This is a genomic window from Sphingomonas cavernae, assembly GCF_003590775.1.
GTDB lineage: Bacteria > Pseudomonadota > Alphaproteobacteria > Sphingomonadales > Sphingomonadaceae > Sphingobium_A > Sphingobium_A cavernae.
The window spans coordinates 725,751-739,977 of sequence record NZ_QYUM01000004.1; the positions used below are offsets into that span (position 1 = coordinate 725,751).

The window sequence follows — 14,227 nt, forward strand, 5'->3', positions numbered from 1 at the left end:
AATGAAGCGCATTGCAATAGTGGTGCTGGTCGCGGGACTGGCCGCGTGCGGAACGTCGAAAGACGCTTCCGAGGCCAATACCGCGGATGCGGTCCTTGCATCGGGTGATGGCGAGGCCGCGGGCGAGAGCCCGTCCGATATCACCGCGATCGACGCTGCGGTCGGCTATGCGGGCGGCATGTCCGCCGAGACTCCGACCTCTTCGCTGCCCCGTCCGGAAACCGCGCAAGCCAAACCGGAGCGCAAAACCAAAAGCGATGAAGCGGCCGAACCCGCCTCTCAAGCCGTGGCCAACGTGTCGATCCCAAGCCAGCCCCTGCCCTCCAATGTGACCGTGCCCAGCCAGCCGCCCCAATAGCTTCAATCGTGAAAGGCTGCCCATTCGTCGATGGAGGCGCGCTCGGCGCGGAGCCGGTTGGCGGGTTCTGACATGTCCTCATGTCCGATCGCCATACCACAGAACAGCATCCGTTCGGGCGGTATGCCGAGAAATTCTGTGATCGTCTCGGGATAGATCGCCCAGCATTCCTGCGGGCAGGTTGCAAGCCCCGCCTCGATCGAGAGCAGCATCACATTCTGCAGGAACATGCCAAGGTCCGACCATTGCGGCGGTCCCATCTGGCGGTCGACCGTGCAGAAGATCGCGGCGGGCGCGCCGAAAAACTGGAAGTTGCGCGCAAACCACATCCTGCGCGCCACCTTGTCCTCGCGCGGGATGCCGATATGGCCATACATCGCCTCGCCGATGGCGAAGCGGCGGTCGCGATAGGGTGTGGTCAGGTTGGGCGGATAGATGTCATAGGCGTGGCGCTCGGCTGCGCCTGCCGCGAGCCGTTCCAGCATCAACGTTTTCAGTTGGGACATGGCATGGCCCGTCACCACGTCGATATGCCAGGGCTGAAGATTACCGCCGCTCGGCGCGCGCGCTGCTTTCTCGAGGATCGCGCGGATCTGCGAGGGCTCGACCGGCGTATCCAGAAAGCCGCGGACCGAACGCCTCGTCGCGATTGCCTCACTCACAGTCATCCTGACACTCCTATCAATTGCATTCCCACCCTTGCCAACGTTAACGTAAACGGCAAGAGCAGTTTTCGAACCCGACATATCCGAAATACAGGAGATAGCGATGCCCACAGCCTATATCGTTGAAGCCGTTCGCACCGCGGGCGGCAAGCGCGGTGGCCGTCTCGCCGGCTGGCATCCCGCCGACATGGCGGGGCAGGTCCTGAACGCGGTCGCCGACCGCACGGGAATCGATCCGCGCGCGATCGACGACGTCATCATGGGCTGTGTCAGCCAGGGCGGCCAGCAGACCGGCCAGATCGGGCGCAGCGCGGTGCTCGCGTCGCGCTTCCCCGAAAGCGTGCCTGCGGTCACGATCGACCGGCAATGCGGATCCTCGCAGCAAGCGATGCAATTCGCCGCACAGGCGGTGATGTCGGGCACGCAGGATGTCGTGATCGCCGCCGGCGTGGAGAGCATGACGCGCGTGCCGATGGGCTCGACCGCGATGCTTTACGCGCAGGCGGGCCTCGGCGGCCCCAAGAGCCCGGGCCAGGAGGCGCGCTATCCCGGCATCGAGTTCAGCCAGTTCATGGGCGCCGAGATGATCGCGCGCAAGCACGGCTTCTCGAAGGAACAGCTTGACCGCTATGCGCTGGAAAGCCACCGGCGCGCCGCAGCCGCGACGCAGGCGGGCGCATTCGAGAACGAGATCGTGGCGCTGACCGTCGAGACTCCCGAGGGCGAACAGAGCCACCGAGTCGATGAGGGTATCCGGCATGACGCGACGCTCGAAGGCATCGCCTCGGTCAAGCTGCTCTCCGAAGGCGGCGTGATCACCGCGGCCAACGCCAGTCAGATCTGCGACGGCGCAAGCGCGGTGATGATCGTGTCCGAACAGGCGCTGAAGGATCACGGTCTGACCCCGATCGCGCGGATCCACAATATCACCGTGACCGGCGGCGATCCGGTGATCATGCTCGAGGAACCGCTGTTCGCAACCGACAAGGCGCTGAAGCGCGCGGGGCTCAGCATCAACGACATTGATCTTTACGAGGTCAACGAGGCGTTCGCGCCCGTGCCGCTGGCGTGGCTCAAGCATACGGGCGCCGATCCCGAAAAGATCAACGTCCATGGCGGTGCGATCGCGCTCGGCCATCCGCTCGGCGCTTCGGGCACCAAGCTGATGGCAACGCTGGTCAATGCGCTGAAGCGCCACGGCGGCAAGTACGGTCTGCAGACGATGTGCGAAGGCGGCGGGCTCGCCAACGTCACGATCATCGAACGGCTGTAAGGCCAATTAGCGGAGTGCCCCGGCGAAGGCCGGGGCCCAGAGTCATCGAAGGCTGGATCCCGGCCTTCGCCGGGATACTAGGAGAAACACATGAAACTTGATTCAACGGTAGCCGCCGTAGTCACCGGCGGGGCATCGGGCCTCGGTGAAGCCACCGCGCGCGCGCTGGCGGCCAAGGGCGTCAAGGTCGCGATCTTCGACCTTCAGGCCGAAAAGGGCGAGAAGGTCGCGGCCGAGATCGGCGGCGTGTTCTGCGAAGTGAACGTCACTTTGGACGAGAGCGTCGACGCGGGCTTCGCAAAGGCGCGCGCCGCGCACGGGCAGGAACGCGTGCTCGTCAATTGCGCGGGCACCGCAAACGGCATCAAGACCGCGAGCCGCGACAAGAACACCGGCGAGATCAAGCATTTCCCGCTCGACGCCTTCAACTGGGTGATCCAGATCAACCTGATCGGCACGTTCCGCTGCATCGCCAAGTCGGCCGCGGGCATGATGACGCTCGATCCGGTCGGCGAGTTCGGCGAGCGCGGCGCGATGGTCAACACCGCGAGCGTGGCGGCCGAGGATGGCCAGATCGGCCAGGCGGCCTATTCGGCGTCGAAGGGCGGCGTCGTCGGCATGACGCTTCCCATCGCGCGTGACCTGATGAGCGAGGGTATTCGCGTCAACACGATCCTGCCCGGCATCTTCGAGACGCCGTTGCTCGCGGGCCTTCCCGACAATGTGCGCGATGCGCTTTCGGCGTCGGTGCCCTTCCCCAAGCGTCTCGGCCAGCCCAATGAATATGCCGCGCTCGCGCTCACGATGATCGAGACGGGCTATTTCAACGGCGAGGATGTCCGCCTCGACGGCGCCATCCGCATGGCGCCGCGGTGAACGGAAAGCCGGAAGGGTGGCGGCTCGAAAGGGCCGCCTACCCTTATATCCACGCCGCGGAAACGCGGTTTCAGGATCTCGACCCGCTGGGCCATATCAACAATGTCGCGATGGCGGCATTGTTCGAGAGCGGCCGCGTGCGCTTCAATCATTCGCTCGGGCTCGGGCGGCGCCAGAAGGGCATTCGCTGGCTGATCGCCAAGGTCGAGATCAACTATGTCGCCGAGGCCCATTTTCCAGACGATGTCGAGATCGCGAGCGGCATCGGGACGATCGGCAGCCGATCCTGGACCATCCTTGCGGCCGCCTTCCAGAACGGCCAATGCGTCGCCACGTGCGACACGGTGATCGTCTTCACCGATACCACGGGCGCGATTGCGCTACCCGCCGAGATGCGCGCTCTGCTTGAGGCTAACCGGGTCCGGCAGGCGGGCTGAGCGGTTGGCCCCAAGTACCCCGGCGCAGGCCGGGTTCTACAGTGGCTGCTTTTTCCAGAATGTGTTCTGTTGTGATTGACTGACATCCGTTCGTCCCGAGCGAAGTCGAGGGACGTTTAGCACCGACGCAAGACGTCCCTCGACTTCGCTCGGGACGAACGGATCAAGTTGATCGGAATGGACCTAACGCTCCAGATCGACCTTCAACCGGTTGAGCACGCCCACCGCCGCCGCGGCGTGCGGACCGATCCAGCGTTCATGAATCGCGTGGATCGGCAGCGGATTCAGATGATTCCATCGCTCGCGCCCGCGGCGCTCGACGATGATCAGGTCGGCCGCCTCCAGAACCTTCAGATGCTGCATCACCGTGCAGCGATCCAGATCCGCGAAATGCTCGCAGAGCGCGCCCGTGGTGAGCGGCTGATCGCGCAGATCGTCGAGGATCTGCCGTCGGACCGGCGCGGCCAGCGCCTTGAAAACCTTGTCATATGCGTCACCGATTGACATGTTATGTTTTTATAACATAATTGGAGCACGACTCAAGGAGAGAATCCATGGACCTCAAGTTCAAGGTGTCCGCGCACATCTCGCGCACGGTGCATGAGGTGTTCGAGGCGGTGGCCGATCCCGCCAAGCTGTCCAACTATTTCACCACGGGCGGCGCGCAGGGACGGCTCGAGACGGGTGCTACGGTGACATGGGATTTCCACGATTTCCCCGGCGCCTTCCCCGTCCAGGTGATCGAGGTCGTCCCCGACGAGCGTATCGTGCTCGAATGGGAGGCGCATGAAGGCACGTTCGACATGCCGAGCGGCAAGCCCCCCTCGGTCCCCGGCTATTCGACGCGCGTCACCATGACCTTCGCGCCCGTCGACGAAGGCAAGCGCACGCTCGTCTCGATCACCGAACAGGGCTGGCGCGAGACGCAGGAAGGTCTGCTCGGCTCCTATGACAATTGCATGGGCTGGTCCCAGATGCTGTGCGCGATGAAGATATGGATCGAACACGGCATCAACCTGCGCGAGGGGATGTATAAGTAGCGGGCCGCGATCGGACTTTTACCCCTCCCTTCCAAGGGAGGGGTTAGGGGTGGGTGTCGCCGTCAGGCGATCATAACTCTAGCTTCGAAAAGCTCGCTCCGCTCGCTGCCCACCCCCGTCCCCTCCCTTGGAAGGGAGGGGTGAAGAGTAGCTTCCCCAATTGCACCGTCAGGCTTGCGCCCGATGCGTCTTAATCCCCAAATTTCGGCGCGCGCTTCTGCATGTTCGCCATCACCGCCTCGATCTGGTTGGGAGTGCGGATAACCAGCGCCTGCTCGACGCTTTCGGCATCGAGCACCGCGGCGGCGTCGCCATCGGCGGCGAGGTTGTAGAGGCGCTTGGCTCCGCGGATCGCGTGCGGATTGCGGCTGGCGATCTCGTGCGCGAGCGCCATCGCCTCGGCATGCGGATTGTCCGACAGCCGCGTCGCGAAGCCGAGCCGCGCGGCCTCCTCGCCTGTGAATTCGCGATTGGTGTAGGTCAGTTCGCGCAGAACATCGTCGCGGACCAGCGTTCGCCACAGCGCGATCCCTGCCATGTCGGGCACGAGCCCCCATTTCATTTCCATGATCGACATGCGCGTGCCCGGATGGACTATGCGGATATCGGCGCCCGACATGATCTGGAAGCCGCCGCCGAACGCGACACCGTGCACCGCCGCGATCACGGGCACCGCAAGTTCGCGCCAGCCCCACGCGACTTGCTGGAAAATATTGGCCAGCCCGTGCGTGCGCGCATGAATGTCGAGATCCTTGCTCGCCCCGCCAGACGCCATGCTCGCCATGTCGAGCCCGGCGCAGAATGCGCGCCCCTCGCCCGACAGCACCACCGCGCGCAGCCCGTGCATCGCGCCGAGCTCGGCGATCGTCGCTGCTATGCCCTCGAACATCGCGGGGTCGAGCGCGTTCATCTTGTCGGCGCGGTTGAGGCGGACATCGGCGACACCCTTGTCGAAGGCGATCGAAACGCGGTCGTTCATCATTGCACTCCAACTTGTGCGTCATGCCAGCGAAGGCTGGCATCTCATTGTCCTTGCCCGCAAGATGCCAGCCTTCGCTGGCATGACGGATGGTTACACAATCCGCCCCTCACCCTTGCCCCAATATTTGTCGCGTAGCAGCCGCTTGTAGAGCTTTCCTGTCGGATGACGCGGCAATTCTGCGAGGAAGTCGATCTGGCGCGGTGTCTTCACGCCTGACAGGCTTTCGCGGCAGAAGGCGATCAACTCGAAGGCAAGCGCCTCTCCCGCTTCCTCCATGTCGACCGGCTGGACCACCGCCACCACGCGCTCGCCCATGTCGGCGCACGGGGCCCCGATCACGGCCGCGTCGATCACCTTGGGGTGCGTGACAAGGTGGTTCTCGATCTCCTGCGGATAGATGTTCACCCCGCCCGAGATGATCATGAAGCTCTTGCGGTCGGTGAGGTAGAGATAGCCCTCCTCGTCGAGCCAGCCGATATCGCCGATCGTGCGCCAGCCATGACGGTTGCTCGCCTCAGCGGTCTTTTGCGGATCATTGTGATACTCGAATTCGCTGCCGCCCTCGAAATAGACGAGCCCCTCGGTCCGCGGCGGCAGCTCGTTGCCGTCCTCGTCGCAGATATGCGCGATGCCGTGCATCGAGCGGCCGACCGAGCCCTTGTGCGTCAGCCATTCGGCCGAACGGATCGAGGTCAGCCCGATCCCCTCGGAACCCGCATAATATTCGTCGATCACCGGCCCCCACCAGTCGATCATGGCTTCCTTCACGGGAATCGGACATGGCGCCGCCGCATGCACAGCGGACTTGAGTGAAGAGACGTCGTGGCGCCTGCGCACCGCTTCGGGCAGCTTGAGCAGCCGCACGAAATGCGTGGGCACCCACTGGCTGACATTGATCCGATAGCGCTCGATCAGCTTCAGCGCCTCTTCCGCGTCGAAATGATCCATCAGCACGATGGTGCCGCCCAGCCGATGCACCACCATGCTCCAGCGCAGCGGCGCGGCGTGATAGAGCGGAGCGGGGCAGAGATAGATGCTGTCCTTGCCGAACCCGTAAAGCGCCTGCGCGAGCTGGACGAGCACGCTCGGTGCGTCGATTGCCTGATCTTCAGGAAGCGCAACGCGAACGCCCTTGGGCCGCCCGGTCGTGCCCGAGGAATAGAGCATATCGACCCCCGCACTCTCGTCTGCGATCGGGGTTTCGGGCTGCGCCGACGCTTCGGCAATCCAGTCGCGATAGCCCGGGCGAGCCTTGCCGATCAGGAAACGCGGCGAATCTCCGAAAAGCGCGGGCAGTTCGTCAATCACCGGCCCCACGCCTTCCGACACAATGAGCGCATTCGCGCCACTGTCGCGCACGATATACGCGATCTCGGGCGCTGTGAGCCGGCTGGGGATGCAGACAAAGAACAGCCCCGCGCGCTGCGCCGCCCAGGCCAGCTCGAAGAAGCGGATATGATTGTCGAAGAGGAAGGCCACCGCCTCTCCGCGCTCAAGCCCGATCGCACGGAACAGGTGCGCGCCCTGGTTGGATCGTGCGTCGAGCGTGCGGTAGTCGAGCACCTCGCCGTTAGGGGCGAAGATAACCGCGGGCTTGTCCGGGGTGCTTCGTGCGTGGTGGCAGGGATGGCTCAAGGCAAGGCTCTCCATTTGCGCGACGGGCGGGTCGTCACGCGCCTGCCCTTTCCGTAAACGTCATCGTACACGCGCCAGCCGCGCTGTCACCAGTCCCGATGTTGTTTTCGGAAAAACAGGCGCGTTTTTGGAGCGCGTGTGCGAAACGGTATCCCGCGCCCTTCACCGTTTCGATGAGCGGCTGACCGAAACCGCGGTCGATCTTTGCGCGCAAACGGGACATGTGAACCTCCACCACATTCGTGCCCGGATCGAAGGAGAGGCGCCACACCGTCGCCAGCAGCGCACGCCGATCGAGGATCGCGCCCGGATGTCGCGCAAGGCACATCAGCAACTGGAACTCTCGCGGCAACAGGTGGATCTCACGATCGTCGCGCCAGACGCGGCGCTCGATCCTGTCGATCACCAGCCCGCCCGCTTCAGGCCGGTGCCCGCACGGAGCAGTCCGACGTGTCAGCCGGGTCGCGCGGAGCAACAGTTCTTCGGCAAGGCACCGGTGATCGACGACGTCGTCGGCGCCCGCACGCAACGCGCGCACGCGCGCTTCGGGAGTGGCGGCCGTGGTCACGACGATAACGGGCAGGTTCGCGCCAATGGCGCGAAGCTGATCCAGTCGGTCGACAAAATCCGAATCGTCCAGCCCCAGCACCAGATCGAAACGCGTTCGAACGATATCGCGCAGCCATTGCGGAGGTGGTGAGAACTGGACGGTGAAGCCGGGCGCCGAAGCAAGACCCTGGCCGATCATCGCCGCGCGGCCCTCGTCATTGCTGGCAACCAGAATCTTGACCATTTTGACTGCAACCGCGCGCGCCTCCTGGGCCGTATGGCGCCCTTCATCGCACATGCGGGGGCATAGCGAGCGCAAGCGACTCCGTTATGGATGCAAAAGCGCGCGATCGTTCGGCGGCCGGCCGGCGTGATCCATGTCGCGTAAGGCTCTGGCGCAGGCGCGACTGACGAACCGATTGCCGTTCGAGAGACCGCGCGCATAGCATGCCGCGCGCGCAGTCGCGTCGGCTTCGGCGGAGGCCAGCGCTCGCCAGGCACTGAAGCGCACGCGGTCGCTCGGGTGATGCCCGGCAAAATGCGTCGCGATATCGAGCGCGTTGCCGTCACCGTAATGAACGCTGAGCGCGAGCAGCGCCTCGGTGGGCGCGCTGCTCAATATGCCGGCGATCTCGCCCTTGCCGACATTGAAGCGGTACTGGTCGAGCCAGATCTGTTCTGGCAGCGCCTGCACAATGTTGATCGACACCGACATCTCGTCGGCGGGAAGCTGGAGGTGTACGTCGCGGTGTGCCCGGTAGAGCATCGTCCGGCCCGGCGCGAGCCGCGACCGCTCGACGAAGCGCAGGTCGACTAGTTCACCGACGAAGCCGGTTACAGCGTCATGATCATATTCGTAATATTCGCTCCAGTAGCCGGGTCCCAGATAGCCGACGGTCAGAAACGAGAAATTATGATCGTGCGGCACCCCGTAGAAGAAAGGCGCAGTCCCGCTGGCGCGCGACACGCTGTCGTGACTGGCGGGCCAAAAATTGGCGCGGATGAAATATTTGGCCGACGCCCTGTGCAGCATGATCACCTGCGCGCCATAACGGTTGCTCGCCAACTGGTTCCGGCAGCGCGTCTTGAGCTCGCCGATCGCGATGTCGGTCAGAAAATGACGATTGTTCGCGAGCTTGCGCAGCGACGCCGCGGCGGCGGTGAAGCTCTCCTCATCGCGCGGATCGAAACCGTCTTCGTCCAGACAGGTGATCAGCTCCCCCAGGTCGATCGCGTCGTCGGTGTCGACTTCGATCAGGCGCGGCATCGCGACTTCGGCTGGTTGTCCGAATTGCGCGCCGCGAAGGTTTCGAGCGTCGCGTGCGCCGCAAGCCGCACCTCATCATGCGGATCATGCGTCGCCATCCGTCGCAGCAGCGGCAGCGCGGCGGCCGGCGCCAACGCAAGATACTCGCGCATCGCATGCCAGCGCAGGAAATGGGTTTCGCTGGCTATGGCATCATGGAAGCAGTCTGCCGCATCCTGCCGCCCGGCGATACGCAGCAAGGTCAGCAGCATCTGGCTGCGTGAAGCTGCTTCGTCATTGGATGCGACACCCACAAGTGCGCCGGACGCTGCGTCATATTCGCGCCGCATCGCCGCTTGCCCGCGCTTCAGTGTAACGCGCAGCATGACGATATCGGATTCGCAGGATTCGATCACAAAGCCACGGCTGCGCCCGTCAACGATCAGCACGTCATCGTCGCGGCACGCCTGCGGTGCGCCCGATGCAGAACATGTCGCGCCCTCGCAATGCCAGAAACGCAGCCTTGCTCCCCCCGCCCGGTGAAATCGGATCACAGACACCGCGCCTGAAGTGCCCACCGAACCCGCGCCATGGCCCAGCGCCTTGCGCGCCGCGATCCTGTCCGCCGAGGCTACGCTCAGCGTGACGATGGCTACCGGGTGATCGAGGATCACGATGCCCCGGTGAACCTCGTCATCGATCGTCGCGCAGGGCGGATCGAAGAACGGCTCCTGCTCCAGCATGGCGCCGAGATCGGCCATCAGCCCGGCAACCGGATCGCCCTTGGCCAAGTGCGTGACGATCGTTCCCGCCATGACTTCGACATCGGCCACAGCACATTCATCGAGCAAGTGTCTCAGCGCCTCCCGCGCCGGATGATCTCGCCACATCATCGCGGCGCGGTGGCGGGCGGCGGTCAGTGCGACCCGGTCCTTCGCCAGCCTGGCGAGCAGTTCGCTGCGGTTGCGCACGTTCGTATCAGCCGGTGGGCGCCGGCTCTGACAGCACGATGCCGATCACTATGCTGAAGACCATGTCGCCGGCGACCTCGACCTGATGCATCGCGCCATACAATCCCACCGGTGTCGAAAGCTCGGCCATGTCTCGAATATCAAAGATCGGCTGCTGCATTTCATATCCCCCTTGCCCGCTCGCGGATGCCGCAAAGAGCTAAGACGTCGTCGGCGCGGTGGGAAATTAAATGCGTGTAATGTTGCGTTGCGACCTCGGCCGGGGCGAGCTAGGGCGGGACGTGGATAGGTTTCAGGTGACAACGGATGAGCAGCATGGCCACCGAATTCGACCCCGGGCTCTTCGTAAGCACTTTGGGACAGCACGGGCACAATGGCCGGCTAGGCATCCGCTATCTCGAGCACGGCGCCGACTCGTGCACGCTTGTCCTGCCCTATGACTCCGGCCTTGCGGGCGATCCGGAAACGGGCATTCTCGCGTCAGGTCCGATCGTGACGCTGATGGACATGGCGACCAGCATTTCGATCTGGGTGCGCTCCGGCATGGTCCGGCCGCAGGCGACGCTCGATCTGCGCGTCGACTATCTCCGTCCCGCGACGCCTGGAAAGGCGGTGGTCGGTCGCGGCGAATGCTATCGGATCACGCGCAATGTCGCGTTCGTTCGTGGCCAGGCGCATGACGGCGATCCCGATCATCCGATCGCGCATGCGGCCGGCACCTATATGTTCCTGTGAGATTCCGGAAATGAAGACGCTTCCGCCCTATGCGCAGACCCTCGGGCTTTCGATCGCCGATACCGAAGGCGGTGTGCCCGTGCTCGCCATGGCCTTCTCCGACGATGTGCTGGGCCGGCCCGGCTTCATTCACGGCGGGGCGCTTGGCGGTATGCTCGAAATGGCGGCGATCATGGCGCTGCACTGCGAGTTCGCCGAAGATGAAAAACCGCGCTTCAAGCCGATCAACATCACGGTCGACTTTATGCGCGGTGGCCGCGACAAGGAGACGCGCGCGATCGGAGCCGTCACGCGCGTCGGTACACGGATCGCCAATGTCGAGGCGATCGCCTGGCAGGACGATCGCGAAAAGCCGATCGCCGCTGCCCGGATGAACATCCTGATCGAGCGCGGGTGACGCGAGCAGAGGCCACGCGCCACCCACGAACGCGGTCGCTGGATCAGAAGTTGAGCTTGGTTCCGACGAAATAGGACCTCCCGAACACGTCGTAGAAACCCGCAATCGTTGTCTGCGCCTGCGATCCCGTCGAGTTGTCGGGAAAGATCGGCGGTTTGCGGTCAAACAGGTTGTTTACGCCGAAATAGAGCTGCGCCTGGTCAGTCACGTCGTAGCTCAGGCGGATATTGTGGTACGCCGCATCGCTGATCTTGGGAAACTGATCGCTGATGAACGGGCTCGCCTTGGTCTTGGGGATGTACCGCAGCGTATAATTCATCCCGAAGCCGTTTGACCGGAACATGACGTTGCCCGTCGCCTGCCAGCGCAGGAACCCTTGGGTCGTGGTGTCACCGCCCGCATAACCGTCGAGCTTTGTCACCTCGCCCGTCGGCTCGGTCTGCTCGGCCTTGTCGTAAATCGTTGAGAGCAGTTGGACCGTGAGCTGGCTGGGATCGGGCCCGAGCGATATGCCCGGATCGAAGCTGTAGCTCGCCTCGACGTCGATCCCCTTCACCACGAAGGTGTTCACGTTGAGCAACTGGTCGTTGATCGCGGTGAGCGCGAAATTGCCGTTCACCTCGGGCCTGAAGCCGCGAACGATGTCGTTGCAGAACTGGCGGTCGGTTGTGTCGTAGCATAGGTTGACCTTGTTCTGACGGCCGACGGTGTTGATAAAGCCGTCGATTTCGATCTCGAAGCGGTCGACCGTGAGCGAGAAGCCGGGCAGGAAGGTGGGCGTGAAGACCAGGCCATAGGTCCAGGTCTTCGCTTCTTCGGGCTCCAGATCCGGGTTGCCGCCGATCGTGCCGCCAACACCCTGAAGGACAAGGAGCGGCGGGTTATAGTCGGCGGGCACGCCATCGGTCAGGCAGTTCGCCGCACGCGTTGCGTTCGCGTTGCGGTTGATGATGGTGCAGGGATCCTGGACGTTGCCGAAGGTCTGACCGATGCCGCCAAGCTCACCCGGCGTCGGCGCACGGACCGCCTTCGCCCGGATCGCGCGGAAGCGCAGCCCCTCGACCGGTTCCCAGGTACCGCCGAGCTTCCAGGTTTCGTAACTGCTCCCCCGACCCGGATCGGAAAGACGGAACGCGCCCTCAAGCGAGAGATCATGGGCAAAGGGCGCATCGCGCAGCACCGGCACGATCAGTTCGGCATAGGCCTCCCTGGTCTTGCTCTTGACGAACTCGGTGTCGCCGATCTGGTTGCTCGTGGTCAGGCCGAGCGAGATAACCTCGTCCACATCCTGGAAGCCCGAGAAGGTCCGATATTCGACGCCCGCTGCAAGGCTGACGGCGCCCGCCGGCAGATCGAAAAGCGTGCCCGACACATAGGCGCTGAAATCATGCAGCGTGCTGATGCCGTTCTGCCCGGCCTTGAGAGTGAGATAGTCGATCTGCGCCTGGGTATAGGGCGCGAAGGGATTGACGGGAACGCAGCCCTGGGCGCGCGCGCCTGCATCGATGCAGCGGAATTGGCCCGGACGGGCGGGATCCGCCTCGACGCGCAAGCCGTGATAGAGCCGGTCGGTGCCGACAAGCCCGTCGGTGATGCTTTCCAGCTCGGTGCGGCCGTAAACATAGGACGCTTCCCAGTTCCAGTTGCGCGAGCCAAGCTCGAAATCGCCCTTGAGCCCGACCAGAGCGCGGACCGTGTTGCGTTCATTGGTCGCGCCGCGCCTGCCGAATTCGGAGAAGCGTTGGCTCCAGTTGATCCCGTTCGCGATCTGCGTGGGAGTGAGCAGCGCACGCTGTGCCGGCGTCGTCGCAGCCAGAAAGAATGGATTGTTTACGGGAATCGTGATCGGCAGCCCGGGCACACCCGGCCCGCCACCGACGACATTGGAAGTCGTCTGGAAAGCTATCGCCTCGATCGGCGCGTTGGTCGACGAGCGCCCATAGTTGAATTCGGCGAAGGCATCGATCGAGTCGCTGATCGGATATTCGACCTCGGCCGCGAAGGTCAGGCGCTTGGTCGGAATGGCGAGCGTGCGCTCGGGATTGCGGTTGAAACCGTCTCTCGCGATGTCGAAGCGGCGCAGCGCGCCGGTCTGCAGATCGCGCGTGAAATTGGTGGTTCCAAGGAAGAAATTGCCCCCCAGGCCAACGCCTGAAAGCGGCGGCGCGCCGGTGATGCCGGTACCGGGCGCGCGCACCGGCCCTTCGGCCGGATTGTTGTAGCGGATGTCGGTGTTGCAGACATAGGCGTCGGCGCAGCTCACCAGACCTTCATAGGTATATTGGGTGGTGAACAGGAAATGCCCGCCATCGCCCATGTCGCCGCCAAACATGACATAAGCGGAGGGATTCTTGTTGTACGTTTCTTCCGCGATGCCGTAGCTGACGCCGACCTCGAGCCCGCGAAAATTGCTCTTGGTGATGATGTTGACGACGCCCGCCACGGCGTCAGCGCCATAGATCGCGGATGCACCGCCCGTGATGACCTCAAGCCGTTCGATATTCGCGGTCGGGAGCGTGTTGAAATCGACCGATGTGCTAAGCGGCGTTCCGCCGGGAACGCGGCGTCCGTTTATCAGCACCACACTGCGAAGCGCGCTCAGGTTGCGGAGGTTGGTCAAGTTAAGCCCCGAAGCTGCGGAGCCCGAAAAGGACGAGCTGGCGCGCCCGTTGCCGAACGAGGGCGCGAACTGCGGCAACGAGTTGGCGATGTCCGCGATATTCTCGAAACCCTGCTGTTCCAGCCGATCCGCGCCCACGACGAGCGTGGGCACGCTATTGTCCAGGTTCGAGCGCGCGATGCGAGAGCCGGTGACAATGATCGCCTCATCGGCCGATGCATCCGCCGCCTCCCCGGCAGGAACTGCCGCTGCGTCTTGAGCGGCCGCCGGAACGGCGGACATAAGGCCGAGCGCGAGCGGCGCAACGCCTGCATAGAATCGAGCATATTTGGTGAACCTGGCCACAAAACCCCCCTGAAAAATGGCGATTGATCGCTTCTGCCGGTCGACCGCGTTCGCGCGGGCGCCGGGCGGCAGGTCAATCGCCGGGGGGAATGGTGTTC

General features: G+C 63.9%; 16 protein-coding genes. 7 read left to right on the forward strand and 9 right to left on the reverse strand.

All coding sequences use genetic code 11. From position 1 onward, the window contains the following. Window position 1: 1 nt before the first annotated feature. Complete coding sequence (locus D3876_RS18760) at window positions 2–358, forward strand: hypothetical protein (RefSeq protein ID WP_147417691.1); 357 nt, start codon at window positions 2–4, stop codon at window positions 356–358. Between the two features lie 2 nt (window positions 359–360). On the opposite strand, the gene D3876_RS18765 is transcribed toward D3876_RS18760, so the two are convergent. Continuing rightward, window positions 361–1,026 (reverse strand): nitroreductase, encoded by a 666-nt coding sequence (locus D3876_RS18765; RefSeq protein WP_119765094.1) that lies wholly within the window; start codon window positions 1,024–1,026, stop codon window positions 361–363. 100 nt (window positions 1,027–1,126) lie between these two features. On the opposite strand from D3876_RS18765, the gene D3876_RS18770 reads away from it, so the two are divergent. The 3 genes from D3876_RS18770 to D3876_RS18780 all read left to right on the forward strand — a co-directional run bounded on the left by D3876_RS18770 (window position 1,127) and on the right by D3876_RS18780 (window position 3,609). Continuing rightward, complete coding sequence (locus D3876_RS18770; RefSeq protein ID WP_119765096.1) at window positions 1,127–2,296, forward strand: acetyl-CoA C-acetyltransferase; 1,170 nt, start codon at window positions 1,127–1,129, stop codon at window positions 2,294–2,296. A gap of 90 nt (window positions 2,297–2,386) precedes the next feature. Further along, a complete protein-coding gene (locus D3876_RS18775) occupies window positions 2,387–3,172 on the forward strand; it encodes an SDR family NAD(P)-dependent oxidoreductase (protein WP_119765098.1) in 786 nt (261 codons plus the stop codon). Further along, window positions 3,169–3,609 carry an acyl-CoA thioesterase gene (locus tag D3876_RS18780; protein WP_119765100.1) on the forward strand — a complete coding sequence of 147 codons (441 nt, stop codon included), beginning with the start codon at window positions 3,169–3,171 and terminating at the stop codon, window positions 3,607–3,609. The genes D3876_RS18775 and D3876_RS18780 overlap by 4 nt, the downstream gene beginning before the upstream one ends. 183 nt (window positions 3,610–3,792) lie before the next feature. Here D3876_RS18780 and D3876_RS18785 read toward each other — a convergent pair whose 3' ends face one another. Continuing rightward, complete coding sequence (locus tag D3876_RS18785; protein ID WP_119765102.1) at window positions 3,793–4,116, reverse strand: ArsR/SmtB family transcription factor; 324 nt, start codon at window positions 4,114–4,116, stop codon at window positions 3,793–3,795. 47 nt (window positions 4,117–4,163) lie between these two features. Between D3876_RS18785 and D3876_RS18790 the strand changes: the two genes are divergently transcribed. Further along, a complete protein-coding gene (locus D3876_RS18790; RefSeq protein ID WP_119765104.1) occupies window positions 4,164–4,649 on the forward strand; it encodes an SRPBCC family protein in 486 nt (161 codons plus the stop codon). 190 nt (window positions 4,650–4,839) lie between these two features. Here the strand turns inward: D3876_RS18790 and D3876_RS18795 are convergent, their stop codons facing one another. From D3876_RS18795 to D3876_RS20540, 6 genes are all read right to left on the reverse strand, one after another. Next, a complete protein-coding gene (locus tag D3876_RS18795) occupies window positions 4,840–5,628 on the reverse strand; it encodes a crotonase/enoyl-CoA hydratase family protein (protein WP_119765716.1) in 789 nt (262 codons plus the stop codon). 93 nt (window positions 5,629–5,721) lie between these two features. Continuing rightward, entirely contained in the window at window positions 5,722–7,266 is a 1,545-nt protein-coding gene (locus D3876_RS18800; protein WP_238475448.1) for an acyl-CoA synthetase, read from the reverse strand. 34 nt (window positions 7,267–7,300) lie between these two features. Further along, on the reverse strand, window positions 7,301–8,059 hold the full coding sequence (locus D3876_RS18805; protein WP_182912068.1) for a response regulator transcription factor: 759 nt from the start codon (window positions 8,057–8,059) through the stop codon (window positions 7,301–7,303). Window positions 8,060–8,143: 84 nt separating this feature from the next. Further along, window positions 8,144–9,082, reverse strand: coding sequence for a transposase (locus tag D3876_RS18810; RefSeq protein ID WP_182912069.1), 939 nt, complete (start codon window positions 9,080–9,082; stop codon window positions 8,144–8,146). Next, window positions 9,070–10,032, reverse strand: coding sequence for a hypothetical protein (locus tag D3876_RS18815; protein WP_119765110.1), 963 nt, complete (start codon window positions 10,030–10,032; stop codon window positions 9,070–9,072). The genes D3876_RS18810 and D3876_RS18815 overlap by 13 nt, the downstream gene beginning before the upstream one ends. A 7-nt stretch (window positions 10,033–10,039) precedes the next feature. Further along, window positions 10,040–10,192: a hypothetical protein gene (locus tag D3876_RS20540; protein ID WP_182912070.1), complete on the reverse strand. Its 153-nt coding sequence runs from the start codon at window positions 10,190–10,192 to the stop codon at window positions 10,040–10,042. A gap of 146 nt (window positions 10,193–10,338) precedes the next feature. On the opposite strand from D3876_RS20540, the gene D3876_RS18820 reads away from it, so the two are divergent. Both D3876_RS18820 and D3876_RS18825 read left to right on the forward strand, forming a co-directional pair. Further along, window positions 10,339–10,767 carry a PaaI family thioesterase gene (locus tag D3876_RS18820; protein WP_119765112.1) on the forward strand — a complete coding sequence of 143 codons (429 nt, stop codon included), beginning with the start codon at window positions 10,339–10,341 and terminating at the stop codon, window positions 10,765–10,767. Between the two features lie 10 nt (window positions 10,768–10,777). Next, window positions 10,778–11,164 carry a PaaI family thioesterase gene (locus D3876_RS18825; protein ID WP_119765114.1) on the forward strand — a complete coding sequence of 129 codons (387 nt, stop codon included), beginning with the start codon at window positions 10,778–10,780 and terminating at the stop codon, window positions 11,162–11,164. A gap of 43 nt (window positions 11,165–11,207) precedes the next feature. Here the strand turns inward: D3876_RS18825 and D3876_RS18830 are convergent, their stop codons facing one another. Beyond that, complete coding sequence (locus D3876_RS18830; RefSeq protein WP_119765116.1) at window positions 11,208–14,129, reverse strand: TonB-dependent receptor domain-containing protein; 2,922 nt, start codon at window positions 14,127–14,129, stop codon at window positions 11,208–11,210. Window positions 14,130–14,227: the final 98 nt, after the last annotated feature.

What these genes read in the sequence shown, in the direction of transcription:
- D3876_RS18805 (WP_182912068.1), bottom strand. Translation starts at nt 8,059, where the DNA reads ATGGTCAAGATTCTGGTTGCCAGCAATGACGAGGGCCGCGCGGCGATG.
- D3876_RS18810 (WP_182912069.1), bottom strand. Translation starts at nt 9,082, where the DNA reads ATGCCGCGCCTGATCGAAGTCGACACCGACGACGCGATCGACCTGGGG.
- D3876_RS20540 (WP_182912070.1), bottom strand. Translation starts at nt 10,192, where the DNA reads ATGCAGCAGCCGATCTTTGATATTCGAGACATGGCCGAGCTTTCGACA.
- D3876_RS18820 (WP_119765112.1), top strand. Translation starts at nt 10,339, where the DNA reads ATGAGCAGCATGGCCACCGAATTCGACCCCGGGCTCTTCGTAAGCACT.
- D3876_RS18790 (WP_119765104.1), top strand. Translation starts at nt 4,164, where the DNA reads ATGGACCTCAAGTTCAAGGTGTCCGCGCACATCTCGCGCACGGTGCAT.
- D3876_RS18785 (WP_119765102.1), bottom strand. Translation starts at nt 4,116, where the DNA reads ATGTCAATCGGTGACGCATATGACAAGGTTTTCAAGGCGCTGGCCGCG.
- D3876_RS18765 (WP_119765094.1), bottom strand. Translation starts at nt 1,026, where the DNA reads ATGACTGTGAGTGAGGCAATCGCGACGAGGCGTTCGGTCCGCGGCTTT.
- D3876_RS18825 (WP_119765114.1), top strand. Translation starts at nt 10,778, where the DNA reads ATGAAGACGCTTCCGCCCTATGCGCAGACCCTCGGGCTTTCGATCGCC.
- D3876_RS18770 (WP_119765096.1), top strand. Translation starts at nt 1,127, where the DNA reads ATGCCCACAGCCTATATCGTTGAAGCCGTTCGCACCGCGGGCGGCAAG.
- D3876_RS18760 (WP_147417691.1), top strand. Translation starts at nt 2, where the DNA reads ATGAAGCGCATTGCAATAGTGGTGCTGGTCGCGGGACTGGCCGCGTGC.
- D3876_RS18795 (WP_119765716.1), bottom strand. Translation starts at nt 5,628, where the DNA reads ATGAACGACCGCGTTTCGATCGCCTTCGACAAGGGTGTCGCCGATGTC.
- D3876_RS18775 (WP_119765098.1), top strand. Translation starts at nt 2,387, where the DNA reads ATGAAACTTGATTCAACGGTAGCCGCCGTAGTCACCGGCGGGGCATCG.